The sequence below is a fragment of the Pseudomonas sp. FW305-25 genome (genome assembly GCF_017351415.1).
GTDB lineage: Bacteria > Pseudomonadota > Gammaproteobacteria > Pseudomonadales > Pseudomonadaceae > Aquipseudomonas > Aquipseudomonas chlororaphis.
Genome location: NZ_JACNDE010000002.1, coordinates 1 through 24,661, shown reverse-complemented (window position 1 = coordinate 24,661; position 24,661 = coordinate 1). Strand labels below are relative to the sequence as shown.

Below are 24,661 nucleotides of genomic sequence, written 5' to 3'. Positions count from 1 at the left end.
GAATGCGGTTTTTTTCCACCTGCGGGGGTGCGCCTTGCGCGAAATTGTCCTGATAAACATCACTGGTGAAGACCGTCCGGGTCTCACTGCGGCCATTACCGGCGTTCTGGCCCAGGGTGGTGTGAACATTCTCGACATCGGTCAGGCGGTGATTCACGACACTCTGTCGTTCGGCATCCTGGTTGAAATTCCGGACAACGAGCAGAGTTCGTCGGTGCTCAAGGACATTCTGTTCACCGCCTATGAGCTGGACCAGCAGGTCCGTTTCACGCCGGTTTCCGAAGAGGATTACCAGCAGTGGGTCGGCGGCCAGGGCAAGAAGCGCCATATCGTCACCTTGCTGACCCGCAAGGTCACGGCCGAGCAGTTGCAGCGCGTCAGTTCGATCACCGCCAAGTACGGCTTGAACATCGACCACATCGATCGCCTCTCCGGGCGCATGCCGCTGGACACCCCGGCCGACAAGGGCAAGGGGTGCATCGAGTTCTCCGTGCGGGGCGAAGCGGCCGATCCGCAGGCATTGCGTGCCGAGTTCCTCAGCGTCGCCCAGGAGCTGAACGTCGATATCGCCTTCCAGGAAGACTCGCTGTTCCGTCGCAACCGCCGCCTGGCGGTGTTCGACATGGACTCGACGCTGATCGAGGCGGAAGTCATCGACGAACTGGCCAAGGCGGCCGGCGTGGGTGACCGGGTGGCGGAAATCACCGAGCGGGCCATGGCCGGCGAGCTGGACTTCCGTGCCAGCTTCAAGGAACGCCTGGCCTTGCTCCAGGGCCTGGACATTAAGGTGCTGGACTCCATCGGCGCATCGCTGCGCCTGACCGAAGGGGCCGAGACCCTGTTCGCCGAACTCAAGCGCCTGGGCTACAAGACTGCGATCCTCTCGGGTGGCTTCACCTACTTCGCCAAGCAGCTGCAGGTCAAGCTGGGGATCGACTACGTATTCGCCAACGAGCTGGAAGTGGTCGACGGCAAGGTGACCGGTGTCGCGGTCGAGCCGATTGTCGACGCCCAGCGCAAGGCCGATCTGCTGCGCGAGCTGGCCGCCAAGGAAGGTTTGCGCCTGGAGCAGACCATCGCGGTCGGCGACGGCGCCAACGACCTGCCGATGCTGGCGATTGCCGGCCTGGGCGTGGCCTTCCGCGCCAAGCCGCTGGTCAAGCAGTCGGCCAAGCAGGCGATTTCCACCCTGGGCCTGGATGGCGTGCTTTATCTGCTGGGCTTCCGCGATCGCGACGGCCAGCTCTGAGCTGAATCCAAGGCAAAAAAAACGCCGCGATCTGCGGCGTTTTTTTATGTCCGGCTTTTTATGCCCAAGGCTCAGGCCTTGGCCAGGCCGATGCCCTGGCCCATCTGCACTGGCGAGCCGGCCGCCAGTTCTTCGGCCCACTGCACTTGCTCCGGCCCGAACAGCACGATCGCGGTGGAACCCAGCTTGAAGCGGCCCAATTCGGCGCCCTTTTCCAGATGGATCGGCGCGCGGGCGGCTTCGTCGTAGCGCACGGTCTTCAGTTCGCGCTTGGGCGGAGTCACCAGGCCGGCCCAGACGGTTTCGATCGAGGCCACGATCATCGCGCCGACCAGGACCACGGCCATCGGGCCGCGCTCGGTATCGAAAACGCATACCACGCGCTCGTTGCGGGCGAACAGCTCCGGCACGTTTTCCGCGGTGGTCTGGTTGACCGAGAAGATCCGTCCCGGCACGTAGACCATTTCCCGCAGGGTGCCGGCCAGCGGCATGTGCACGCGGTGGTAGTCCTTCGGCGACAGGTAGATGGTGGCGAAATCGCCGCCCATGAACGGGGCTGCCAGGGCCGAGTCGCCACCCAGCAGTTCCAGCACGCTGAAGCTGTGGCCCTTGGCCTGGAATACCCGACCGTGCTCGATCGGGCCAAGTTGGCTGACCGCGCCGTCGGCTGGGCTGAGGATCGCGCCCGGGGTCTGGTCCAGCGGGCGGGCGCCGTCTTTTAACGCGCGGGTGAAAAAGGCATTGAAGTGCTCATAGGCGGTCAGGTCTTCCACCAGCGCTTGGGACATGTCCACCTGATAACGCTTGGCGAACCAGGCGGTGAAGGCATTCTTGAACCAGCGCACGCGGCACTCGGCAATGCAGCCGGCCAGGCGCGACAGCAGGTGGTGAGGCAGCAGGTACTGGCTGAGGATAAACAAACGCTTTTTCATTAACTGTCCTTAAAACCTTAAATCTCTACGGGCGTGTCAGGGTGGTTGCCCCATTCGCCCCAGGAACCGGCATAGCCTTTGACTCGCGGATAACCGAGCGCCTTGGCCACCAGATAGGTGAAGCCAGAGCGATGGTGAGTCTGGCAGTGGGTGATCACTTCTTTGTCTTTGCTGATGCCGAGCTGTTCGAGGATCTGCGGCATGTCGCTGCGGATCCGCAGGTTGCGCGCCGGGTCCATGCCTGCCGTCCACTCGAAGTTGATCGCGCCGGGAATGTGCCCACCCTTGGCGGCGAGGACTTTCTCCCCCGAGTACTCCAGGGGGCCGCGGGCATCCCAGATCGCCAGGTCGGCCGCGCCAAGACGGCTTTGCAGGTATTCGCGGGTGGCGGTCGGTTCGTCGTGCAGGGTCAGGGCGATAGGGCCGCCGACGGCCGCCGGGACTTCATTCGAGACCGGCAGGCCGTCGGCCAGCCAGGCCAGCAGCCCGCCGTCCAGGTAGTGGTAACGGGAGTGGCCGATGACATCCAGCAGCCAGATGAAGCGCCCGGCCCAGCCGCCGCCTTCGTCGTCATAGACCACGTAGACCGCGTCCGGGTTATGCCCCAGTTCGCCGAACAGGGCTTCAAGGGCTGCCTGTGGCGGCATCAGCCCTGGCGCCGGTGCCTGACCGAGCTGGGTACGCTTGGGGTCGACGAAGTGCGCGCCGGGGATATGGCCCGCGGCATAGCGGGCGGCGCTGGTCAGGTCCACCAGAATCAGTTCGCGGGCGTCGAGGCGAGGGAGCAGGTCGCTCGGCTCGATCACCAGCGGCAAGCCAGAGAAGTCAGGCATGTGAGGTCTCCAGGGCACAAAGGGAGGGATTGTAGCGCAAGCTTCAGCGGCTGCGGTTGGTAAAGCTGTGCAGGGCCTTTTCGATGCACTGCGCGGTCTTGCCGAACGCCTGTACGGAGATTTCCGAGAAGGGTTGGCCGCCCTGGTCGGCGACGATCAGCATGATTGCCCGGCCATTGCTGGGCACCGAGCGCATCAGCAGGTGCTCGCCACGAAACAGCGTGCGCAGGCTGGCGGGTAGACGGGCGGAGAACTGGGCGTTGTTGGTCGGCGTCAGGCGCACTTGCGCCGGAGCGTCCAGCAGCCTTTGCAATACGCTGCTCTGGTTGATCGTCAATGCCAGGTTCATGGCGGGGGCGGGCAGCCCGGCGATCTGATGCACGCGCAACTGGGTCCGCGTGCGGTCGACCATCAGCAGCATCACCCGGCGCATGCCGCACGCCACCAGGGCGTCGCGGGCAAAGGTGGTCAGGTGCATGGCATTGCTGAAGCGGCTGGGTTCCACCAGCAATTCGCTGCATTGCTTGCGCCACTTGGCCAGATCTTCTGCGGTCGGTGCGGGAACCGGGAGCTCGCCGCGATGCGCGCGCCGGGCCTCCCAGGGCCAGAGCAGCGCCTCGGCCGGATGCCACAGATCGGGCATGCGGTGATGCCGGGCACTCTGCGCGGCTTGCTGGTGCAACTGTTGTTGCAGTTCGTCCATCGGCATTTGCAGGTACAGGCTGGTCAGGTATTGCCAGCGCATGCAGTGCGGGCCGGTCCAGGACTCTTGCGCCGACAGGGCCAGGGCGTTGGCCAGCAGCACGCTGTTGGCCGGCTGGTTCAGCCAGCGCTGCAGGGCCGGATCGGCATCCAGGCATTGTCGCTGGTGCAGCGGATGGGCATTGTCCCGGGCGATATGCAGGGCCTTGACCAATTGGTCCTGCTCGTCGATCAGCAGGCGGTAGCCTTGCTGTACCCAGATCGGCAAGTGCCAGACCTCCACCAGGGCCTGGCCCAACTGAAGCAGGCCGACGCCGAACAGTTCCTGCTCGACCTCCTGGGCCGGTTCGGCTTTATGGACGACACGCAGCTCCCACTCTTCGAGCAGTTTTGGATAGGCCAGCGCCAAGGGCCACAGCGGCGAGAGAAACAGCAGGCTGCCCCAGTGAATGTCCTGCCAGAGCCTGGCCAGGCGCCCGGCAAAAAAGCCGTTGGCCTGTTGGGTTGCGTGCTGGCTGATCAGTTGCAACTGGCGCAGCCCGACCGGGATCTCCTGCTCGGGCTGGGCGGGCAGGCGGGCGAGCAATTCTTCGGTACGCGCCAGGCCCAGGCGGTTGAGGGCGACCTCGAGGTTCTCGGCCGGCTCGCTCATGCTGCCGTGGGTGTGGCGATTGGCTTCGCGAATCACGCTCAAGGCCAGCGCGGGGCTGTCCTGCATCAGGTCGGCAATGTCGCGCAATGAGCTGCGATTGTCCCTGATGGCTTTGCAGACCCGGTCATGGCTGGCCTGCGGCACCGGCAGGCGGACCGCGTCAAGCAGCTTTATCCAGGATTCGAGGGAGTGGGGGGCGGTAGTTGGGACTGTCGTTTCATTAGACATGGCTGGGCGCAATCATCGTCTGCTGTAAACACGCCCAGAGCGGGCCAAACTGGCTTTTCGCCTTAACGGCCTATAGTCTGGCGCAGTTTTGCCGATAAGTAGAAGAAGAGTTTTAAGAACTTCCGAATATGACCTTGAACCCGACTCAGTAAGTACCTTCCTACCTATGGCTAAAATTATCGGCATCATCGTCGTGTTCGCGAGCGTGCTCGGCGGATACGTGCTTTCTCACGGCAAGATTGCCGCCCTGATCCAGCCTTTCGAGGTCTTGATTATCGGCGGCGCCGCGCTGGGGGCGTTCCTGCAGGCGAACCCCGGCTACATGACCATGCACGTGCTCAAGAAGTCCTTGGGGATGTTCGGTTCGCGTTTTTCCCAGACCTTCTACCTGGAAGTGCTGGGCCTGATCTACGAGATCCTCAACAAGAGCCGCCGCGAAGGCATGATGGCGATCGAGGGCGATATCGAAGACGCCGCCGCCAGCCCGATTTTCGCCAAGTATCCATCCGTGCTCAAAGACGAGCGCATGACTGCGTTCATCTGTGACTACCTGCGCATCATGTCCTCCGGCAACATGGCTCCCCACGAACTGGAAGGCCTGTTCGACATGGAGCTGTTCAGCCTCAAGGAAGACCTCGAGCATCCATCCCATGCGGTCAACGGCATCGCCGACGGCATGCCGGGTTTCGGTATCGTCGCGGCGGTACTGGGTATCGTGGTGACCATGGCGTCCCTGGGCGATGGCGACCAGAAGTCCATCGGTCTGCACGTAGGTGCGGCACTGGTCGGTACCTTCTTCGGTATTCTCGCGGCCTACGGCTTCTTCGGCCCGCTGGCCCATTCCCTGGCCCACGACGCCAAGGAAGAGCTGAACGTCTACGAAGCCATCAAGGCCTCCCTGGTGGCCTCGGCTTCCGGCATGCCGCCCTCGCTGGCCGTGGAGTTCGGGCGCAAGGTCCTGTACCCGGCGCACCGTCCGAGCTTCGCCGAGCTGGAACAAGCGGTTCGCGGTCGCTAAGCCATGGAAAACAATCAGCCGATTATCATCAAGCGCGTCAAGCGCTTTGCCGGCGGGCATCACGGCGGGGCATGGAAGATCGCCTTCGCCGACTTCGCCACGGCGATGATGGCGTTCTTCCTGGTGCTGTGGCTGCTATCCACTGCCACCCCGGAACAGAAGATCGCCATTGCCGGTTACTTCAAGGACCCGATCGGCTTCTCGGAAAGCGGCACGCCCTACATCATCGACCTGGGCGGTTCTCCCGAGCTGGCGCCGGAAAACACGCTCAACCCCGAGATCAAGTCGCAGCCGCAGCCGGACAAGGTTACGGTCGATACCGACCAGGTCGAGAGCATGGCCGAGCAGGTTGAGAGGGAGCGTCTGGAGCTGTTGCTTCAAGAGCTGCAGAACAAGGTCGAAGAAAACCCGCAGTTGCAGAAGTTCAAGGACCAGATTCTGTTCGAGATCACTCCGGACGGCCTGCGTATCCAGATCATCGATTCGGAAAACCGGCCGATGTTCGACTCCGGCAGTGCACGCCTGAAGCCGTACTTCGAGGACATCCTGCTGGCCATGGCCGACACCATCAAGGCGGTGCCGAACAAGATCAGCATCAGCGGTCACACCGATGCCAAGCCTTACTCGGGCACCGGCGATTTCGGCAACTGGGAGCTTTCGGCCAACCGTGCCAACGCCGCGCGTCGGGCGCTGGTGGCGGGCAGCTATCCGGACGGCCAGGTGGCTCGCGTGGTGGGGTATGCCTCGTCATCGCTGTTCGATCGCAAGGACCCGTTCAACCCGATCAACCGGCGTATCGACATCGTGGTGCTGACCAAAAAGGCCCAGCGCGCGATCGAAGGCGAAGTCGCTCCCGAGGCCCCGGCACCGACCCAGGGCCAGGGCGCCCCGGGCGAAGTGCCGGTCGACCCGAACGCCTTGCCGCCGGAGCAGGAGCCGCTGCCGGCCCATGAGCTGCGCGAGCGCCTGAATATCTTCGACGACGCAGCTCCGAAGACCGAAGGCGCGGCTGCACCCGCAGCTACGCCTCCAGCCGCGCGGTGATTGGTAACGGCGGGCTCTGTATAAAGAGTGCTCGATAAAAAAGGCCGCGATCATCGCGGCCTTTTTTTTCAGCGTGGTGCTACCTATTAATAGCTGCTGTCCGGCAGGCTGGCGATGATCGAGCGATAGCTGTTCATCCGTTGCTGCTGGATCCGCCCGTCTTCCAGGGCCTTGAGCAGGGCGCAGCCCGGTTCGCGGTCATGCTTGCAGTCGCGGAAACGGCAGGTGCCCAGCAGGTCGTTGAACTCGATGAAACCTGCTTCGACATCGGCGCGACTGACGTGGCCCAGGCCGAATTCGCGAATCCCCGGGGAGTCGATCAGTTCGCCACCGCCCGGGAAGTGGAACAGGCGCGCGGTGGTGGTGGTGTGGGTGCCCTGGCCGGACAGCTCCGACAAAGGCCCGACGCGGGTTTCGACTTCCGGCAGCAGGCTGTTCACCAGCGACGACTTGCCCACGCCCGACTGGCCGACGAACACGCTGATCCGTCCGTCCAGCTGCGCTTGCAGCTGTTCCATGCCGTCGCCGTGGTGCGCCGAGACTTCCAGCACCGGGTAGCCCAGTTGCCGATAGACCGCCAGCAAGGCGTTCAGGGCGGGGGCATTCTGCTCGTCGATCAGGTCGAACTTGTTGAGCAGCAGCAGCGGACGGATGCCGGCATGTTCGGCGGCGACCAGGTAGCGGTCGATCAGGTTGGCATGGGGCTCGGGCAGCGGGGCGAAGACGATCACGATCATGTCGACGTTGGCGGCCACCGGCTTGAGCTGGCCGCGGCTGTCGGGACGGCACAGCTCGGTGTGGCGCGGCAGTTGCGCGACGATCACGCCGATACCCTGGTTGCCCGGACGCCAGACCACCTGATCGCCGGTCACCAGCGCCGGCAGGTTGGCCCGCAAGTGGCAGCGGAACACCTGGCCGGCCAGTTCGCCCTCGCGCGCCTCGACCTCGACCTGCACACCGAAGTGGGCGATCACCAGGCCGGTCTGTTCGGGGCCGAGATCGCCGCCTTCCAGTGCTTCCACGGCAGAGGATTCACGTTTGGCGGCGCGGGCGGCGCGTTCGCCTTGAATCTTTTCGATGCGCCAGTTTTGGCGACGATTGAGCTGGCGTTTGGCCATTGGTGTTCCGTGTCGATAATGCGGCGGTTAGGTAAAACGGCCGCGAGTTTAGCACGCCGGCAGGTCCCTCTAGGCTAAACTGCGCAACTACGCCGAGGAGCCCACACATGCAAAACCCGCAGAATCTGATCTGGATCGATCTGGAAATGACCGGTCTGAACCCTGATACCGACGTCATCATCGAGATGGCGACCATCGTCACCGATAGCAATCTCAATACCTTGGCTGAAGGTCCGGTCATCGCCATCCACCAGAGCGATGAAATTCTCGCCGGCATGGATGAGTGGAACACCCGCCAGCACGGCGGTTCGGGGCTGACCCAGCGCGTGCGTGAAAGCCGCATCAGCATGGCTGAAGCGGAAGCGCAGACCATCGCCTTCCTGGAGCAGTGGGTGCCCAAGGGCAAGTCGCCGATTTGTGGCAACAGCATCTGCCAGGATCGCCGCTTCCTGTATCGCCATATGAAGGCGCTGGAAAGCTACTTCCACTACCGCAACCTTGATGTTTCCACCCTCAAGGAACTGGCGGCCCGCTGGGCGCCGGACGTGCGCGACAGCTTCAAGAAGGGCAGCACCCACCTGGCCCTGGACGACATCCGTGAGTCGATCGCCGAACTGCAGCATTACCGCAAGCACTTCATCAAGCTCTGATGGTGCGCTGGCGCCGGTTCTGACGCCATCGCGGACAAGCCTCGCTCCTACGGGGTCGCGCAAGGCTTGCTCGCGATAGATCGCTCCAGGGGGCTCCAGCAATTCCAGCCGGTGCCCCCTTTTGGTGCCGACAGCAACTGAGTAGACTGCGCGCCTTCCTGTAAGGACCGCCATCATGCTGCTGATGCTTTACCTGATTGCCATTACCGCCGAAGCCATGACTGGCGCCTTGTCCGCCGGTCGTCGCGGCATGGATTGGTTCGGGGTGGTGTTGATCGCCTGCGTCACGGCCCTGGGTGGCGGTTCGGTGCGTGACGTGCTGCTGGGGCATTACCCGCTGACCTGGGTCAAGCACCCGGAGTACCTGGTGTTGACCTCGGTTGCGGCCCTGGTGACGATCTTCATCGCACCCTTGATGCGCCACTTGCGTTCGCTGTTCCTGGTGCTCGACGCCGTGGGGCTGGTGGCGTTCACCCTGATCGGTTGCATGACCGCCCTGGAAATGGGCCACGGCATGGTGGTGGCTTCGGTCAGCGGGGTGATTACCGGGGTGTTCGGCGGCATCCTGCGGGACATCTTTTGCAACGATATTCCGCTGATCTTCCGGCGTGAGTTGTATGCCAGCGTCTCGTTCGCCGCGGCCTGGTGCTACATGCTCTGCATCTATCTGCAATTGCCCGGCGAGCAGTCGATCCTCATCACCCTGTTCGGCGGTTTCCTACTGCGCCTGCTGGCGATCCGTTTTCACTGGGAAATGCCCAAGTTCGTCTACAACGACGAGCAATGACGGCTGGCGTGCTGCTTCAGCGCCCATTCCACGTGTTCGCGCACCAGTTCTGACGGGTAATCCCGCCGGGCTTTCAGGGCTTCCAGCACCGGAATGCTCGACGGTGCGTTACCCAGCCCCACCGCCAGGTTGCGTAGCCAGCGCTCATAGCCGGCGCGGCGCAGCGGCGAGCCTTCGGTGCTGCTGAGAAACTTGTCCTCGTCCCACATGAACAGTTCGGCCAGCTCGGCATTGTCGAGGTTGTGGCGTGGCTTGAAGTCGCCTTCGCCGGAAGGGCGGGCGAAGCGGTTCCACGGGCAGACGATCTGGCAATCGTCGCAGCCGAACACCCGGTTGCCGATCAGCGGGCGCAGATCCTCGGGAATGGCGTTTTTCAGTTCGATGGTCAGGTACGAAATGCAGCGCCGGGCGTCCAGTACATAAGGGCCGACGAAGGCCTTGGTCGGGCAGATGTTCAGGCATGCCGTGCAGCGGCCGCAATGCTCGGTGGCGTGTGGCTCGTCCACCGGCAAGGGCAGGTCGACGAACAGTTCGCTGAGGAAGAAATAGCTACCGGCCTTGCGGTTGAGTACCAGGGTGTTCTTGCCGATCCAGCCGAGCCCGGCTTGTTCGGCGATGGCTTTTTCCAGCACCGGGGCGCTGTCGACGAAGGCGCGATAGCCGAACGGGCCGATTTCCTTCTGGATGCGCTCGGCCAGTTGCTGTACGCGCTTGCGAATCAGCTTGTGATAGTCGCGGCCCAGGGCGTAGCGCGAGACATAGGCCTTTTCCGGCTGGGCCAGGCGCTGCGCCATCTGGGTGTCGCCGGGCAAGTAATCCATGCGCAGGGACACCACGCGCAGGGTGCCGGGCACCAGTTCATCCGGATGGGAGCGTTTGCTGCCGTGGGCGCCCATGTAGTCCATTTCGCCGTGGTAGCCGGCCTCGAGCCAGCGTTCCAGGTGCTGCTCATGCTCGGCCAGGTCCAGGCCGCTGATGCCGACTTGCTGAAAGCCCAGCTCGCGGCCCCAATCCTTGATCGATTGGGCGAGGGCGGGCAGATCGGTGGTAATGGCAGGCATGAGGCGAGAGAAACCGGGGCTGAGGTGCGTATAATTCTGCCAGACATCGGAGCCCGAAGACGCATGCCGCAGACAAAACACCCTTTACCCGACATTCAGCCGTTGATGCCCGACACGCTGCCGCGGCTGGCTGCCCGTTCGCCAAGCGCCCATAAAGGCCAGTTCGGGCACCTGTTGCTGATCGGCGGCGATCGCGGTTTTGGCGGCGCGGCGCTGCTCTGCGCCGAGAGCGCCCTGCGCAGCGGTGCCGGGATGGTTTCTCTGGCGACCCGCAGCGAGCACGTTGCGGCCGCTCTGGCGCGGGTCCCGGAGGTCATGGCCCTGGGCACCGACTCGGCCAACCAGTTGATGGGCTTGCTGGAGCAGGCGTCGGTCATCGTGGCGGGCCCCGGGCTGGGGCAGGCGGCCTGGGGGCGCAGCCTTTTATCTGCCGCCGCCAATGCGCCGCGGCCCCAGGTCTGGGATGCCGATGCGCTCAATCTGCTGGCCAAAGGCGGTTTGACCTTGCCGTCGGGCAGCGTGATCACCCCGCACCCGGGGGAGGCCGCACGGCTGCTGGGGGTTTCCACCGCGCAGGTGCAGGCGGACCGCCCGGCCGCCGCGCGGGCGCTGAGCAAAAAATACACAGCTGTCGCCATCCTGAAGGGCGCCGGAAGTCTGGTGGCCAGCCCTGATGGCCGCCTGGCCCGTTGCGACCGGGGGCATCCGGCCATGGCTACGGCGGGGCTGGGGGATGTACTGGCCGGTCTGGTCGGGGCGCTGCTGGCCCAGGGGATGCCGGCGTTCGATAGCGCTTGCCTGGCGGTCTGGCTGCATGCCGTCGCGGGCGAGCATCAAGGTAAATTGGGCCGGGGGCTGGCGGCCAGCGATCTGATCCCGGTCATTCGTCAGTTGCTGGAGGAGCAATCACCGTGTCTGAAATAACCCTGTATCTGGCAGACGAAGACGCCATGATCGCCTTTGGCGCGCGCCTGGCGCAGGTCACTCAAGGGGTGGGTGTGATCTTTCTGGAAGGCGATCTCGGGGCGGGGAAAACCACATTGTCCCGGGGGCTCATCCGTGGCCTGGGACATGCCGGCGCGGTGAAAAGCCCGACCTTTACCCTGGTCGAGCCCTACGAGATCGGCGATGTGCGGGCCTTCCACTTCGATCTTTATCGCCTGGTCGATCCGGAAGAGCTGGAGTTTCTCGGCATCCGCGATTATCTCGAGGGCGATGCACTGTGTCTGATCGAGTGGCCCCAGCGTGGTGCGGGCTTTTTGCCAAAGCCGGACCTGACCATTACCATTAGCCCGCATAACAGCGGGCGTTCCCTGCATTTGTTGTCGCAAGGCTCGCGTGGCGAGGCCTGGTGTGCCGCTTTGGCGTTGGAATTCAAATAATTGATGGGGTTAGGTATGCGCATTCGCGCGTTGGTTGCTGTCGTAGGACTGTTGCTTACGGCATTGGCCGTCGACGCTCTGGCCGCTACACAGGTCCGCAGCGTTCGCCTGTGGCGGGCACCGGATAACACTCGACTGGTATTTGACCTGTCCGGGCCGGTCCAGCACAGCGTTTTCACCCTGACGGCCCCTGATCGTCTGGTGATCGATATCAACGGTGCGACCCTCGGCGGGCCGCTGAATGTCTCCACGGCGAATACGCCGATTACCGCCATGCGTTCGGCCCAGCGCACGCCTACCGACCTGCGGGTGGTCATCGACCTGAAAAAGGCCGTCACCCCCAAGAGTTTTACCCTGACGCCCAATGCCCAGTACGGCAATCGCCTGGTGGTCGACCTGTTCGACAACCCGGCCGATGCTGCGCCGACACCACCGCCCGCGCCGAATGTCGCGACTGTGCCGGCGGTCCCGGTAACGCCGACCAAGCCTGAGATCAAGCTGCCACCGGCCCCGGCCGGCAAGCGCGATATCGTCGTGGTCATCGATGCCGGTCACGGTGGCGAGGACCCGGGTGCCTCCGGCTCGCGCGGCCAGCATGAGAAAGACGTGGTGCTGGCCATCGCCCGCGAACTGCAGCGCCAGATCAACGGCCTCAAGGGCTTCCGCGCCGAGCTGACCCGTACCGGCGACTACTTCATCCCGCTGCGCGGCCGCACCGAGATCGCCCGCAAGAAAGGCGCCGACCTGTTCGTCTCGATCCACGCCGACGCGGCACCGTCCCGCGCGGCCTTCGGGGCCTCGGTGTTCGCGCTCTCCGACCGTGGCGCCACGTCCGAGACGGCCCGCTGGCTGGAGGACAGCGAAAACCGTTCAGACCTGATCGGCGGGGCCGGCAACGTCAGCCTCGATGACAAGGACCGGATGCTCGCCGGCGTATTGCTGGACTTGTCCATGACGGCCTCGCTGACTTCCAGTCTCAACGTCGGCCAGAAAGTGCTCAGCAACATCGGCCGGGTCACCCCGCTGCACAAACAGCGCGTCGAACAGGCCGGGTTCATGGTGCTCAAGTCTCCGGACATTCCGTCGATCCTGGTGGAAACCGGCTTTATCTCCAATGCCAACGAAGCGTCCAAGCTGGCCACTGTCAGCCACCAGCAGGCATTGGCGCGCTCCATCAGCAGCGGTGTGCGGCAGTTCTTCCAGCAGAGTCCACCGCCGGGCACCTACATCGCCTGGCTGCGTGATTCCGGGAAAATTGCCCAGGGACCTCGCGACCACCGCGTGAGCCCGGGGGAAACCCTGGCGATGATCGCCGTGCGTTATCAGGTTTCCGCCGCCACCCTGCGCAGCGCCAACAACCTGAGCAGCGATGAGCTGAAAATCGGTCAGACCCTCACCATCCCGGGTACAGAACTGGCGGCCAAGGAATGAATGACGCAGTCATCAGCAGCGCCCGCATCGAGCTGCTCAGCCCGCGACTGGCGAACCAGATTGCCGCCGGTGAGGTGGTCGAACGTCCGGCCTCGGTGATCAAGGAGTTGCTGGAAAACAGCCTCGACTCTGGAGCCAAGCGCATCGATGTGGATGTCGAGCAGGCGGGTGTCAAGCTGCTGCGGGTACGCGACGACGGCAGCGGCATCTCCGCGGACGATCTGCCGCTGGCCCTGGCGCGCCACGCCACCAGCAAGATTCGCAACCTTGAGGACCTGGAGCAGGTCATGAGCCTGGGCTTCCGTGGAGAGGCACTGGCTTCCATCAGCTCGGTCGCGCGCTTGACCCTGACTTCCCGTACCCGCGACGCCGACCAGGCCTGGCAGGTGGAAACCGAAGGCCGCGACATGGCTCCGCGCGTGCAGCCGGCGGCCCATCCGGTCGGTACCTCGGTGGAAGTCCGCGACCTGTTCTTCAATACCCCGGCCCGGCGCAAGTTTCTCAAGGCCGAGAAAACCGAGTTCGATCACCTGCAGGAAGTGATCAAGCGCCTGGCCCTGGCGCGTTTCGACGTGGCCTTTCACCTGCGCCACAACGGCAAAAGCGTCCTCAGCCTGCATGAAGCCAACGACGATGTGGCGCGTGCACGGCGGGTTGCCGCGGTGTGCGGTTCGGGCTTTCTCGAGCAGGCGCTGCCGATCGAGGTCGAACGTAATGGCTTGCATCTGTGGGGCTGGGTAGGCTTGCCGACCTTTTCCCGCAGCCAGGCGGACCTGCAGTATTTCTACGTCAACGGCCGCGCGGTGCGCGACAAGCTGGTGGCCCATGCGGTGCGCCAGGCTTACCGCGACGTGCTGTTCAACGGTCGGCATCCGACCTTTGTGCTGTTCTTCGAAGTCGACCCGGCGGTGGTCGACGTCAACGTGCACCCGACCAAGCACGAAGTGCGCTTTCGCGACGGACGCATGGTCCACGACTTCCTGTATGGCACCCTGCATCGCGCCTTGGGCGATGTCCGGCCGGAAGACCATCTGGCGGCGCCGGCCGCGGTCGCCGGCATTGTGCGGCCGAGCGGGATCGAGGCCGGCGAGTTCGGCCCCCAGGGCGAAATGCGCCTGGCGGCGAACATGACGCTGGAGCAGCCGCAGGCCCAGCCGGCGTTCAATCCGCCGGGGACTGGCTCGGGTGCGGGTTATCAGTATCAGTACACGCCGCGTCCGCAGCCAGTGTTGCCGGCGGCCGAGGCGCAAAGCGCCTATCGTGAGTTCTTCGCGCCACTGCCGGAATCCGGCGCAGCGTCCTTGCCGGATGCCCAGGGCGATATCCCGCCGCTGGGCTATGCGCTGGCGCAGCTCAAAGGCATCTATATCCTCGCGGAAAACGCCCAGGGCCTGGTGCTGGTGGACATGCACGCGGCCCACGAGCGGATCATGTACGAGCGCCTGAAGGTGGCGATGGCCAGCGAAGGCCTGAGCGGCCAGCCGCTGCTGGTGCCGGAGTCGATCGCTGTCAGCCAGCGCGAAGCGGATTGTGCCGAGGAGCATGTCAGCTGGTTCCAGCGCCTGGGCTTCGAGTTGCAGCGCCTGGGCCCGGAATCGCTGGCGATCCGGCAGATTCCGGCCTTGCTCAAGCAGGCGGAAGCCAATCGCCTGGTGCATGACGTCCTGGCCGACCTGATGGAGTACGGCACCAGCGACCGTATCCAGGCGCACCTCAACGAGTTGCTGGGTACCATGGCCTGCCACGGTGCGATCCGTGCCAATCGCCGCCTGGCCCTGCCGGAAATGAACGGCTTGTTGCGCGACATGGAAAACACCGAGCGCAGCGGTCAATGCAACCATGGCCGACCGACCTGGACCCAGTTGGGCCTGGACGATCTGGACAAACTCTTCTTGCGCGGTCGTTGATGAGCCAGCTTCCTCCAGCGATCTTCCTGATGGGCCCGACTGCCGCTGGCAAGACCGACCTGGCCATCGAGCTCACCAAGGTTCTGCCTTGCGAACTGATCAGCGTCGATTCGGCGCTGGTCTACCGTGGCATGGACATAGGCACCGCCAAGCCGTCCAAGGAAATCCTGGCCGAGTTTCCACACCGTCTGATCGATATCCTCGACCCGGCCGAGAGCTATTCGGCGGCGGATTTCCGCACCGATGCGCTGGCCGCCATGGCCGATATCACCGCGCGCGGCAAGATTCCGCTGCTGGTGGGCGGCACGATGCTCTATTACAAGGCTTTGCTCGAAGGCCTGGCAGACATGCCGCCGGCCGACCCACAGGTTCGTGCGGAGCTGGAAGAAGAGGCCGCACGCCTTGGCTGGCAAGCCTTGCATGACCAACTGGCGATAATCGACCCCGAATCGGCGGCGCGGATTCATCCCAATGATCCGCAGCGCCTGACCCGGGCCCTGGAAGTCTATCGGGTCAGCGGCCTGAGCATGACCGCCCACAGACTGCGACAATCTGCGCAAAGTACTGAAGCAGCCGCTTCGGGACGGGGACAATTGCCCTATACTGTCGCGAACTTGGCCATTGCCCCGGCAAACCGTCAGGTACTGCATGAGCGTATTGCACAAAGATTCACAATTATGTTGGAACAGGGATTCGTCGACGAGGTCGTAGCTCTGCGTTCTAGAAGTGACCTGCATGCCGGGTTGCCGTCTATACGTGCTGTAGGCTACCGACAGGTCTGGGATCATCTGGATGGCAAGCTGACATTCGCCGAGATGCAGGAGCGCGGCATCATTGCCACGCGCCAATTGGCGAAGCGCCAGTTCACCTGGTTACGCAGCTGGGCTGATTTACACTGGCTGGACAGCCTGGATTGCGACAATCTGCCACGCGCCTTGAAATACCTGGGAACGGTCTCCATATTGAGCTGAGTCCTTGCAATTGCCGTCTATCCTTGGGGGTGGGGCGGTTTTAGCCATCTGTTTTCCGATTTTTTATTATTGATCCTTAAAGGAGTGCGGCACATGTCAAAAGGGCATTCGCTACAAGACCCTTACTTGAATACTTTACGTAAAGAGAAAGTTGGGGTTTCCATCTATCTGGTCAACGGGATCAAGCTGCAAGGTACGATCGAGTCTTTCGACCAGTTCGTCATCCTGCTGAAGAACACCGTCAGCCAAATGGTTTACAAGCACGCTATCTCGACAGTGGTGCCGGTTCGTCCAATTCGCCTGCCTAGCGCATCCGAATCCGAACAGGGTGACGCTGAGCCAGGTAACGCCTGATAGGAGTCTCCTTTGTTCTTTGAGCGCCACGGTGGTGGTGAACGTGCAATTCTCGTTCACTTGGATGGTCAGGACCCTGAGGCGCGCGAAGATCCGCAGGAGTTTCAGGAGTTGGCAATATCGGCCGGCGCCGAGACCGTCGCGTTTGTTAACGTGCCGCGTCATCGGCCAACCGCCAAGTACCTGGTTGGCAGCGGCAAGGTCGAAGAATTACGCGACCTGGTCAAAGCCGAACAGGTCGACCTGGTGATTTTCAATCACATCCTCACACCCAGTCAGGAACGTAACCTCGAACGTGCTTTCGAGTGTCGCGTGATTGACCGCACGGGTCTGATTCTCGATATTTTCGCCCAGCGCGCCCGCACTCACGAAGGCAAGCTCCAGGTAGAACTGGCCCAGCTTGAATATATGAGTACCCGTCTGGTTCGTGGCTGGACTCACCTTGAGCGGCAGAAGGGCGGTATCGGCCTGCGTGGTCCGGGTGAAACCCAGCTCGAAACCGACCGGCGTCTTCTGCGGGTTCGCCTGCGGCAGATCAAGGCCCGGTTGGAGAAAGTTCGCAGCCAGCGTGAGCAGGCCCGTCGCGGGCGCAAGCGTGCCGACATTCCTTCGGTATCGTTGGTGGGCTACACCAACGCCGGCAAGTCCACCTTGTTCAACTCCGTGACCGAGTCCGATGTGTTTGCGGCCAACCAACTGTTCGCCACCCTTGATCCGACCTTGCGCCGGCTCGAACTGGACGATCTTGGTCCGGTCGTGTTGGCCGATACCGTGGGGTTCATTCGTCATCTGCCGCACAAACTGGTCGAGGCGTTTCGGGCTACGCTCGAAGAGTCGAGCAACTCCGACCTGCTGCTGCATGTGATCGATGCTCATGAGCCGGAGCGCATGGCCCAGATCGAACAGGTCATGGTGGTGCTCGGCGAGATCGGGGCCCAGGACTTGCCGATACTGGAGGTCTATAACAAACTCGATTTGCTCGAGGGGGTAGATCCGCAGATCCAGCGCGATGCCGATGGCAAGCCGCAGCGGGTCTGGTTGTCGGCTCGTGAAGGGCAAGGGCTGGACCTGCTCAAGCAGGCCATTGCCGAGTTGCTCGGCGAGGATTTGTTTGTAGGCACCTTGCGCTTGCCGCAGCGTTTTGCTCGACTGCGAGCGCAGTTCTTCGAGTTGGGCGCAGTGCAGAAAGAAGATCACGACGAGGAAGGTGTCAGCCTGCTGGCTGTCCGCTTGCCGCGAGTCGAGTTGAATCGACTGGTAAGCCGCGAAGGCATGCAGCCGCTGGAGTTCATCGAGCAACACACTTTGCAATAAAAGCCTGAGAAAGCGGTTGTGCCGCTGTAGCAGGCATTCTGTAGCATTGGTCGGCGCGCCGTGGGTGCGTCTTTGCTTTATCAGATGGAGAGCGCTATGGCTTGGAATGAGCCGGGTGGCAACTCGAATAATCAGGATCCTTGGGGTGGTAAGCGCCGCAACAATGGCGACCGCAAGGGGCCACCGGATCTCGACGAGGCCTTCCGCAAGCTGCAGGAAAGCCTGAATGGGTTGTTCGGTGGTGGCAAGAAACGTGGTGACGATGGTGGCAGTTCCGGCAAGGGCGGCGGTCTCGGCCTGCTCGGTATCGGTCTGGTCGTGCTGGCGGCCGTGTGGCTGTACAGCGCGGTGTATGTCGTGGACGAGCAGGAGCAGGCCGTGGTGCTGCGCTTCGGCAAGTACTACGAAACCGTCGGCCCGGGCCTGAACATCTACTTCCCGCCGATCGATCGCAAGTACATGGAAAACGTCACGCGCGAGCGTGCCTATACCAAGCAGGGTCAAATGCTGACTGAAGACGAGAACATCGTCGAAGTGCCGCTGACCGTGCAGTACAAGATCAGCAACCTGCAGGACTTCGTGCTGAACGTCGATCAGCCGGAAATCAGCCTGCAGCACGCCACTGACAGTGCGCTGCGCCACGTAGTGGGTTCCACCGCGATGGACCAGGTGCTGACCGAAGGTCGTGAGTTGATGGCCAGCGAAATCAAGGAGCGTCTGCAACGCTTCCTCGATACCTATCGCACCGGTATCACCGTTACCCAGGTGAACGTACAGAGCGCAGCGGCACCGCGTGAAGTGCAGGAAGCCTTCGATGACGTGATCCGTGCCCGTGAAGACGAGCAGCGTTCGCGCAACCAGGCTGAAACCTACGCCAACGGTGTCGTGCCGGAAGCCCGTGGTCAGGCCCAGCGCATCATCGAGGATGCCAACGGTTACCGTGGCGAAGTGGTTTCCCGCGCCAAGGGTGAGGCCGATCGCTTCACCAAGTTGGTGGCCGAATACCGCAAGGCGCCTGAAGTGACCCGTGAGCGTCTGTACCTGGACACCATGCAGGAAGTCTTCAGCAATACCAGCAAGGTTCTCGTGACCGGCAACAAGAACGGCCAGAGCAATCTGCTGTACCTGCCGCTGGACAAAATGGTCGAAAGTGGCCGCAGCACCAGTGCTCCGGTGACCGGCGCAGCAGCCAGCAGCAACGAAGCGAATGCGCGTGCGGCAGCTGATCTGCAGCAACAGCAAGCGCGTACCAGGGAGAGTCGCTGATGAGCAATAAATCGCTGATCGCCCTTATCGTTGGCGTCGTCGTGGCGATCGCTGCCTGGAACTGCTTCTACATCGTCGCTCAGACCGAGCGCGCGGTGTTGCTGCAGTTCGGTCGTGTGGTCCAGGCTGACGTTCAGCCGGGCCTGCATGTGAAAGTGCCCTATGTGAACCAGGTGCGTAAGTTCGACGCTCGCCTGATGACCCTGGATGCACCGACCCAGCGTTTCCTGACGCTGGAAAAGAAAGCCGTGATGGTCGATGCCTATGCCAAATGGCGTGTGAAGGATGCGGAGCGTTTCTATACCGCGACTTCCGGCCTCAAGCAGATCGCCGACGAGCGTCTTTCCCGTCGTCTGGAGTCGGGCCTGCGTGACCAGTTCGGCAAGCGCACCCTGCACGAAGTGGTTTCCGGTGAGCGTGATGCGCTGATGGCGGACATCACGGCTTCGCTCAACAAGATGGCCGAGAAAGAGCTGGGCATCGAAGTGGTCGATGTCCGGGTCAAGACCATCGACTTGCCGAAGGAAGTGAACCGCAGCGTCTTCGAGCGTATGAGCACCGAGCGTGAGCGTGAAGCGCGTGAGCATCGCGCCAAGGGTAACGAGCTGGCGGAAGGTATTCGTGCCGACGCCGATCGTCAGCGCCGCGTACTGCTGGCCGAAGCCTATCGTGAGTCGGAAGAGATTCGCGGTGATGGTGACGCCCAGGCCGCAGCCATCTACTCCAAGGCCTACGGTCAGGACCAGGAATTCTACGGTTTCTACCGTAGCCTGCGTGCCTATCGTGAAAGCTTCGCGAACAAATCCGACGTCATGGTCCTGGATCCAAGCAGCGACTTTTTCCGTTACCTGGAAAAGGCCAAGCCTTGATGCGACGTTGACCTGAATCGCCCCGCCCGGCGGCTAAAGTGTCTGGCGGGGTGATCCTTTGGGAAAACGAGTGTATGATGCGGCAGCCGGGAAATTCCCGGCTTTTTTGCGTCTGCACGTTTGATTGTGGTTGTTGGTGCAAGACGGCGAGTTGAACGACTCGACAGTTTTTTTCGAGGAAAGTGAGTGGCGAAGCCGGGTTCAGGCTTTTCGCCCCGTCGCCCATGCGCGTGGTTTGCACATGGGCCGATCATTTTCTGCTTCACTCAAGGCCCGCCCATAGGCTGGCCGCCTGGATCACAGGGGAATGGCGTAATGGCAACGGTAGACCGCTGGCTGCTGCCAGATGGCATCGAAGAAGTACTGCCACCTGAGGCGGCGCGCATTGAAGTTGCGCGTCGCCAGGTGTTGGATCTGTTCCAGAGCTGGGGTTACGAGTTCGTCGTGACCCCTCATATCGAGTACCTGGAATCCTTGCTGACTGGCGCGGGCCAGGACCTCGATCTGCGTACCTTCAAGGTCATCGACCCGCAATCGGGTCGGCAGATGGGTTTCCGCGCCGACATTACGCCGCAGGTGGCCCGTATCGATGCGCATACCCTGCGTCGCGAAGGCCCGAGCCGCCTGTGTTACGCCGGTAGCGTGCTGCATGCGCAGCCGCGTGCCTTGTCGTCCTCGCGCAGCCCGATCCAGCTGGGTGCCGAGTTGTATGGCGATGCGAGCCCGAGCAGCGATGTGGAAGTCATCAGTCTGATGCTGGCTATGCTGCAACTGGCCGATGTGCCGGATGTGCACATGGATCTGGGGCATGTCGGTATCTACCGTGGCCTGGCCCGCGCGGCCGGTCTCTCCGGCGAAGTGGAACAGCAGCTGTTCGATGCCCTGCAACGCAAGGCCATCGACGAAGTCATTACCTTGACCGAAGACCTGCCGGCCGACTTGTCCGGCATGCTGCGGGCGCTGGTCGACCTGTGCGGCGGCCGTGAAGTACTGGCTGCAGCCCGCGAACGCCTGGCCAATGCGCCGGCGCCGGTACTGGCGGCCCTGGATGACCTGTTGGCGATTGCCGAGCGTCTTTCTGTGCGTTTCCCTGAATTGCCGCTGTACTTCGACCTGGGCGAGTTGCGTGGCTACCACTACCACACCGGTGTGGTATTCGCGGTGTTCGTGCCGGGCGTTGGCCAGTCCATTGCCCAGGGCGGTCGTTATGACGACATCGGCGCCGACTTCGGTCGCGCCCGTCCGGCAACCGGCTTTTCTACCGATTTGAAAACCCTGGTGACCCTGGGGCGTGCTGAGATCGAGCTACCGTCTGGCGGTATCTGGATGCCGGACAGTACGGATGCAGCCCTCTGGCAGCAGGTTTGCCAGTTGCGCAGTGAGGGTCAGCGCGTGGTTCAGGCCTTGCCTGGACAACCATTGGCCGCCGCCCGTGAAGCGGACTGCGACCGGCAATTGATTCAGCAGAACGGGCTTTGGCAAGTATTGCCGCTGGCTTCTTGAGTTTTCCCGCCGGCCGTTGCCGGCACCAAGTTTGCGCGAATGAGGACAAGTGTTATGGGTAAGAATGTCGTAGTCCTGGGCACCCAGTGGGGTGATGAGGGCAAAGGCAAGATCGTTGATCTGCTGACCGAACATGCTGCCGCCGTAGTGCGCTACCAAGGTGGCCACAACGCTGGCCACACCCTGGTGATCGACGGCGAGAAAACCGTCTTGCACCTGATCCCTTCGGGTGTGCTGCGCGAAGGCGTCCAGTGCCTGATCGGCAACGGCGTGGTGGTTGCGCCGGACGCCTTGCTGCGTGAAATCGTCAAGCTGGAAGAGAAAGGCGTACCGGTGCGTGAGCGCCTGCGTATCAGCCCATCCTGCCCGCTGATCCTGTCCTACCACGTAGCGCTGGATCAGGCGCGTGAAAAGGCCCGCGGCGAGCAGAAGATCGGTACCACCGGTCGCGGCATCGGCCCGGCTTACGAAGACAAGGTCGCTCGTCGCGGCCTGCGTATCGGCGACCTGTTCCACCGCGAGCGTTTCGCCGCGAAGCTGGGCGAGTTGCTGGACTACCACAACTTCGTACTGGTCAATTACTACAAAGAGCCGGCCATCGACTTCCAGAAGACGCTCGACGAGTGCATGGAATACGCCGAGCTGCTCAAGCCGATGATGCTGGACGTGACCGCCGAGCTGCACCAGCTGCGTCGCGCGGGCAAGGACATCATGTTCGAAGGCGCCCAGGGCTCGCTGCTGGACATCGACCACGGTACCTATCCGTACGTCACCAGCTCCAACACCACTGCCGGCGGCATCGCCACCGGTTCGGGCGTTGGCCCGATGTACCTGGACTACATCCTCGGTATCACCAAGGCTTACACCACTCGTGTAGGTTCGGGTCCGTTCCCGACCGAACTGTTTGATGACGTGGGCGCTTTCCTGGCCAAGCGTGGCCATGAGTTCGGTGCAACCACCGGCCGTGCCCGCCGTTGCGGCTGGTTCGATGCCGTCATCCTGCGTCGCGCCATCGACGTCAACAGCATCTCGGGCCTGTGCCTGACCAAGCTGGACGTACTGGACGGCCTGGAAACCATCAACATCTGCGTGGGCTACAAAAACCAGGATGGCGCAGTCATCGACGCGCCAACCGACGCTGACAGCTATATCGGCCTGGAGCCGGTATACGAGCAGATGCCAGGCTGGAGCGAGTCGACCCTGGGGGCCAAGACCCTGGAAGAGCTGCCGGCCGCTGCCCGTGCCTACATCAAGCGTATCGAAGAGCTGGTCGGCGCGCCGATCGACATTATTTCGACAGGCCCGGACCGCAACGAGACCATCGTTCTGCGTCACCCGTTTGCTTGATAAGCTATTGATGTAAAAAACAAAGGCCCCTTCATAGGGGCCTTTGTCGTTTCTACCTGCCGGGCGGCACGACCCTTGCTGTGATTTGCTCTTCCAGAGTGCCATTAATTTGATGGCGTTGAAGTAGAGGGATTTCCTGTGTCGGCCGTTCTCTCACTGTTACAAAGCCGTTTGTTGCGACCTGTGTTCGTTACCCTTGGTATCGCCCTTTTGGTGCAGGTGCTGGTTGCCGTTGCCCTGACCCGGAGCACGGTAACGGCGCTGGAGGCGGATCTGGCCGCTCGTCTGGGCGTCGATAGCCAGAAGCTGTCCGGCGAACTGGAACAGGCGGCTCGTGAGGTCACCTCGAGCCTGGAAAGCCTTTCCAGCAACACCCGGCAACGCTTGACCGCCGGGCTCTCCTCGCGCCTGGAAGAGGAGCAGGCGCAATTGCGCGCGACGCTGGAGAAGGATCTCAAGGATTCAGCCAACGATATGGCCCAGTTGCTCGCTTCGGTGGCCCCGCGCGCCATGTGGGACAGCGACGTTCCGACCCTCTCCGAGTTCGCCCGGCGCGCCCAGCGCAATCCCAACGTGCTGTTCGTGGTGTACGACGATGCCAATGGCGAGCACCTGACCCGCTATCTGAACCGGGAAAACCCGATCAACAAGGCGCTGCTGGAGAAGGGCAGGGGCGAGCGTGCCCTGGACAAGGTGCTGGACGCGGCCAAGAACGATCCATCGGTCTACTACCTGGAGGCCTCCATCAGTCCTAACGGCGTGGAGATCGGCAAGGTGCTGATGGGGGTTTCCACGGCGTCGGTCGAGGCTGATGTGGCGGCGCTGGACAAGCGTTTCGAGGCCTTGATCGCCAGCAGCGACCAACTGGTTGGCGATAGCCTCAAGGGCGCTTCGGCGGACAGTTCGGCGGCCATGCGTGCGCGCCTGCAGTCGGCGCAGACCACTGCTTCGGACATGCAGGCCAACACTGCGGGTACCGTGCAGGACGCGGCGGCCACCCTGCGCTGGCGCATCGGCATGGGCCTGGCGCTGGTCGGCTGCGGGGTCTTGCTGTTGCTGGCGGTGGTGCTGGGGCGGCGAGTGGTCAGCAAGCTGCATCTGCTGATCGCCGCGTTAAACGATCTGGCCGCCGGTGAGGGTGATCTGACCAAGCGGGTCCAGCTCAACAGCAATGACGAGATCGGCGACATGGCCTCGGCGGTCAATCGTTTTGTCGACAAGTTGCAGCCGATCGTGCGTGAGGCCGGCGATGTGGCGCAGCGTACTGGCGTCGAAATCGGCGCGATGAGCCTGCGTAATGCTGGGGCGGACGCCGCGGCCGAGGCCCAGCGTGACGAGGTGGCGGAGAGTTTGCGGGCGCTGTCGCAGATGGCTGACGAAGCCCAGGCGGAAAGCCAGGCGATGCAGGCGGCCTTGCAGCAGGTGGTGGAGATCCGTCAGGCGACCGACGAAAACACTCGGACCTCGGCCCAGGTGGGCGGTCTTATCGAGGCACTGGCGGGGCAGGTCGACACGGGGGCCAAGGTCATCGAACGCCTGGCGCAGCAGAGCGAACAGATCGAGGTGGTGTTGACGGTGATTCATGGGATTGCCGAGCAGACCAACCTGCTGGCCTTGAATGCGGCCATTGAAGCGGCGCGGGCCGGGGAAACCGGGCGCGGCTTTGCGGTGGTGGCCGACGAGGTCAGGGCGCTGGCGAGCAAAACGCAAAGCTCTACCGGCGATATCCAGGCGCATATCGGTGCGCTGCAGCAGGGCGCGCGCGAGGCGGTGGCGGCGATCGGCCAGGCTGGAAGGCAGGCCAACGAAGGGTTGCTGGTGTTGCGCGACAGTGCGCGGTTGCAACAATCGGTGCAGTCGTCGGTGGAGCAGGTGCACGCGGCGATTGGCCTGGCGACCCAGGCGGCCGCCCATCAGGCTCAGGGCGCGCAAGCGGTGCGCGGCCGGGTCGAGACCATTCATGCCCAGGCTGAGCGTGCAGCTCAGGCTGTGGTGGAGACCACGGCCAGCGGCAAGGTACTGGATAGCCTGGCAGCCCAATTG

General features: G+C 62.9%; 21 protein-coding genes and 2 pseudogenes. 18 read left to right on the top strand and 5 right to left on the bottom strand.

Features of this window, described 5'->3' with window-relative positions; translation table 11 throughout:
• Positions 1-34: 34 nt before the first annotated feature.
• Positions 35-1,249, top strand: coding sequence for a phosphoserine phosphatase SerB (serB, locus tag J4E58_RS02505; RefSeq protein WP_102673002.1), 1,215 nt, complete (start codon positions 35-37; stop codon positions 1,247-1,249).
• A 71-nt stretch (positions 1,250-1,320) separates the two neighbouring features.
• Here serB and asd read toward each other — a convergent pair whose 3' ends face one another.
• From asd to J4E58_RS02490, 3 genes are read right to left on the bottom strand one after another with little or no spacing between them, the layout of a single operon-like run.
• The gene (asd, locus tag J4E58_RS02500; RefSeq protein WP_053259415.1) at positions 1,321-2,181 is read right to left on the bottom strand and encodes an archaetidylserine decarboxylase; all 861 of its coding nucleotides are present in this window, start codon (positions 2,179-2,181) and stop codon (positions 1,321-1,323) included.
• A 17-nt stretch (positions 2,182-2,198) separates the two neighbouring features.
• Positions 2,199-3,014 (bottom strand): thiosulfate sulfurtransferase, encoded by an 816-nt coding sequence (gene rhdA / locus J4E58_RS02495; RefSeq protein WP_087089887.1) that lies wholly within the window; start codon positions 3,012-3,014, stop codon positions 2,199-2,201.
• Between the two features lie 43 nt (positions 3,015-3,057).
• A complete protein-coding gene (locus J4E58_RS02490; RefSeq protein WP_087089889.1) occupies positions 3,058-4,596 on the bottom strand; it encodes an HDOD domain-containing protein in 1,539 nt (512 codons plus the stop codon).
• Positions 4,597-4,762: 166 nt separating this feature from the next.
• Here J4E58_RS02490 and motA point away from each other — a divergent pair, with 166 nt between their 5' ends.
• Positions 4,763-5,614, top strand: coding sequence for a flagellar motor stator protein MotA (motA, locus tag J4E58_RS02485; protein ID WP_007921402.1), 852 nt, complete (start codon positions 4,763-4,765; stop codon positions 5,612-5,614).
• A gap of 3 nt (positions 5,615-5,617) precedes the next feature.
• A complete protein-coding gene (gene motB, locus J4E58_RS02480) occupies positions 5,618-6,658 on the top strand; it encodes a flagellar motor protein MotB (RefSeq protein ID WP_009041899.1) in 1,041 nt (346 codons plus the stop codon).
• A gap of 86 nt (positions 6,659-6,744) precedes the next feature.
• Here motB and rsgA read toward each other — a convergent pair whose 3' ends face one another.
• Positions 6,745-7,776 (bottom strand): small ribosomal subunit biogenesis GTPase RsgA, encoded by a 1,032-nt coding sequence (gene rsgA, locus J4E58_RS02475; RefSeq protein ID WP_007921400.1) that lies wholly within the window; start codon positions 7,774-7,776, stop codon positions 6,745-6,747.
• A 107-nt stretch (positions 7,777-7,883) separates the two neighbouring features.
• On the opposite strand from rsgA, the gene orn reads away from it, so the two are divergent.
• Together orn and J4E58_RS02465 are read left to right on the top strand one after the other, a co-directional pair.
• Positions 7,884-8,426 carry an oligoribonuclease gene (gene orn / locus J4E58_RS02470; protein ID WP_007921399.1) on the top strand — a complete coding sequence of 181 codons (543 nt, stop codon included), beginning with the start codon at positions 7,884-7,886 and terminating at the stop codon, positions 8,424-8,426.
• Positions 8,427-8,598: 172 nt separating this feature from the next.
• Entirely contained in the window at positions 8,599-9,213 is a 615-nt protein-coding gene (locus J4E58_RS02465; protein ID WP_169915460.1) for a trimeric intracellular cation channel family protein, read from the top strand.
• Here J4E58_RS02465 and queG read toward each other — a convergent pair.
• Positions 9,195-10,274 (bottom strand): tRNA epoxyqueuosine(34) reductase QueG, encoded by a 1,080-nt coding sequence (gene queG, locus J4E58_RS02460; protein ID WP_087089892.1) that lies wholly within the window; start codon positions 10,272-10,274, stop codon positions 9,195-9,197. The genes J4E58_RS02465 and queG overlap by 19 nt on opposite strands.
• A 63-nt stretch (positions 10,275-10,337) precedes the next feature.
• On the opposite strand from queG, the gene J4E58_RS02455 reads away from it, so the two are divergent.
• The 13 genes and pseudogenes from J4E58_RS02455 to J4E58_RS32155 form a co-directional block, all read left to right on the top strand.
• Positions 10,338-11,198, top strand: coding sequence for an NAD(P)H-hydrate dehydratase (locus tag J4E58_RS02455; protein WP_087089894.1), 861 nt, complete (start codon positions 10,338-10,340; stop codon positions 11,196-11,198).
• Positions 11,186-11,656, top strand: coding sequence for a tRNA (adenosine(37)-N6)-threonylcarbamoyltransferase complex ATPase subunit type 1 TsaE (gene tsaE / locus J4E58_RS02450; RefSeq protein WP_009041903.1), 471 nt, complete (start codon positions 11,186-11,188; stop codon positions 11,654-11,656). Before J4E58_RS02455 ends, tsaE begins: the two co-directional genes overlap by 13 nt.
• A 3-nt stretch (positions 11,657-11,659) precedes the next feature.
• The gene (locus J4E58_RS02445; protein WP_207255309.1) at positions 11,660-13,087 is read left to right on the top strand and encodes an N-acetylmuramoyl-L-alanine amidase; all 1,428 of its coding nucleotides are present in this window, start codon (positions 11,660-11,662) and stop codon (positions 13,085-13,087) included.
• Positions 13,084-14,994: a DNA mismatch repair endonuclease MutL gene (mutL, locus tag J4E58_RS02440; protein ID WP_007921383.1), complete on the top strand. Its 1,911-nt coding sequence runs from the start codon at positions 13,084-13,086 to the stop codon at positions 14,992-14,994. The genes J4E58_RS02445 and mutL overlap by 4 nt, the downstream gene beginning before the upstream one ends.
• Positions 14,994-15,965 carry a tRNA (adenosine(37)-N6)-dimethylallyltransferase MiaA gene (miaA, locus tag J4E58_RS02435; RefSeq protein ID WP_053259423.1) on the top strand — a complete coding sequence of 324 codons (972 nt, stop codon included), beginning with the start codon at positions 14,994-14,996 and terminating at the stop codon, positions 15,963-15,965. The genes mutL and miaA overlap by 1 nt, the downstream gene beginning before the upstream one ends.
• Before the next feature lie 93 nt (positions 15,966-16,058).
• Positions 16,059-16,319, top strand: a complete 261-nt coding sequence (gene hfq, locus J4E58_RS02430; RefSeq protein ID WP_007921378.1) for an RNA chaperone Hfq — start codon at positions 16,059-16,061, stop codon at positions 16,317-16,319.
• A gap of 12 nt (positions 16,320-16,331) precedes the next feature.
• Positions 16,332-17,633: a ribosome rescue GTPase HflX gene (gene hflX / locus J4E58_RS02425; RefSeq protein ID WP_007921372.1), complete on the top strand. Its 1,302-nt coding sequence runs from the start codon at positions 16,332-16,334 to the stop codon at positions 17,631-17,633.
• Between the two features lie 96 nt (positions 17,634-17,729).
• Positions 17,730-18,899 (top strand): FtsH protease activity modulator HflK, encoded by a 1,170-nt coding sequence (gene hflK / locus J4E58_RS02420; protein WP_007921369.1) that lies wholly within the window; start codon positions 17,730-17,732, stop codon positions 18,897-18,899.
• Entirely contained in the window at positions 18,899-19,768 is an 870-nt protein-coding gene (hflC, locus tag J4E58_RS02415; RefSeq protein WP_007921367.1) for a protease modulator HflC, read from the top strand. The genes hflK and hflC overlap by 1 nt, the downstream gene beginning before the upstream one ends.
• Positions 19,769-20,083: 315 nt before the next feature.
• Entirely contained in the window at positions 20,084-21,271 is a 1,188-nt protein-coding gene (locus J4E58_RS02410; RefSeq protein ID WP_087089898.1) for an ATP phosphoribosyltransferase regulatory subunit, read from the top strand.
• 54 nt (positions 21,272-21,325) lie between these two features.
• Complete coding sequence (locus tag J4E58_RS02405) at positions 21,326-22,618, top strand: adenylosuccinate synthase (RefSeq protein ID WP_009041907.1); 1,293 nt, start codon at positions 21,326-21,328, stop codon at positions 22,616-22,618.
• 474 nt (positions 22,619-23,092) lie between these two features.
• A pseudogene (locus tag J4E58_RS32160) lies at positions 23,093-23,785 on the top strand (methyl-accepting chemotaxis protein); the annotation flags it as partial.
• A gap of 396 nt (positions 23,786-24,181) precedes the next feature.
• Positions 24,182-24,661 (top strand): annotated as a pseudogene (locus J4E58_RS32155) (methyl-accepting chemotaxis protein); the annotation flags it as partial.

What these genes read in the sequence shown, in the direction of transcription:
- J4E58_RS02455 (WP_087089894.1), top strand. Translation starts at nt 10,338, where the DNA reads ATGCCGCAGACAAAACACCCTTTACCCGACATTCAGCCGTTGATGCCC.
- orn (WP_007921399.1), top strand. Translation starts at nt 7,884, where the DNA reads ATGCAAAACCCGCAGAATCTGATCTGGATCGATCTGGAAATGACCGGT.
- motA (WP_007921402.1), top strand. Translation starts at nt 4,763, where the DNA reads ATGGCTAAAATTATCGGCATCATCGTCGTGTTCGCGAGCGTGCTCGGC.
- J4E58_RS02445 (WP_207255309.1), top strand. Translation starts at nt 11,660, where the DNA reads ATGGGGTTAGGTATGCGCATTCGCGCGTTGGTTGCTGTCGTAGGACTG.
- J4E58_RS02490 (WP_087089889.1), bottom strand. Translation starts at nt 4,596, where the DNA reads ATGTCTAATGAAACGACAGTCCCAACTACCGCCCCCCACTCCCTCGAA.
- rsgA (WP_007921400.1), bottom strand. Translation starts at nt 7,776, where the DNA reads ATGGCCAAACGCCAGCTCAATCGTCGCCAAAACTGGCGCATCGAAAAG.
- hfq (WP_007921378.1), top strand. Translation starts at nt 16,059, where the DNA reads ATGTCAAAAGGGCATTCGCTACAAGACCCTTACTTGAATACTTTACGT.
- rhdA (WP_087089887.1), bottom strand. Translation starts at nt 3,014, where the DNA reads ATGCCTGACTTCTCTGGCTTGCCGCTGGTGATCGAGCCGAGCGACCTG.
- mutL (WP_007921383.1), top strand. Translation starts at nt 13,084, where the DNA reads ATGAATGACGCAGTCATCAGCAGCGCCCGCATCGAGCTGCTCAGCCCG.
- queG (WP_087089892.1), bottom strand. Translation starts at nt 10,274, where the DNA reads ATGCCTGCCATTACCACCGATCTGCCCGCCCTCGCCCAATCGATCAAG.
- J4E58_RS02410 (WP_087089898.1), top strand. Translation starts at nt 20,084, where the DNA reads ATGGCAACGGTAGACCGCTGGCTGCTGCCAGATGGCATCGAAGAAGTA.
- hflC (WP_007921367.1), top strand. Translation starts at nt 18,899, where the DNA reads ATGAGCAATAAATCGCTGATCGCCCTTATCGTTGGCGTCGTCGTGGCG.
- miaA (WP_053259423.1), top strand. Translation starts at nt 14,994, where the DNA reads ATGAGCCAGCTTCCTCCAGCGATCTTCCTGATGGGCCCGACTGCCGCT.
- J4E58_RS02405 (WP_009041907.1), top strand. Translation starts at nt 21,326, where the DNA reads ATGGGTAAGAATGTCGTAGTCCTGGGCACCCAGTGGGGTGATGAGGGC.
- asd (WP_053259415.1), bottom strand. Translation starts at nt 2,181, where the DNA reads ATGAAAAAGCGTTTGTTTATCCTCAGCCAGTACCTGCTGCCTCACCAC.
- motB (WP_009041899.1), top strand. Translation starts at nt 5,618, where the DNA reads ATGGAAAACAATCAGCCGATTATCATCAAGCGCGTCAAGCGCTTTGCC.
- hflK (WP_007921369.1), top strand. Translation starts at nt 17,730, where the DNA reads ATGGCTTGGAATGAGCCGGGTGGCAACTCGAATAATCAGGATCCTTGG.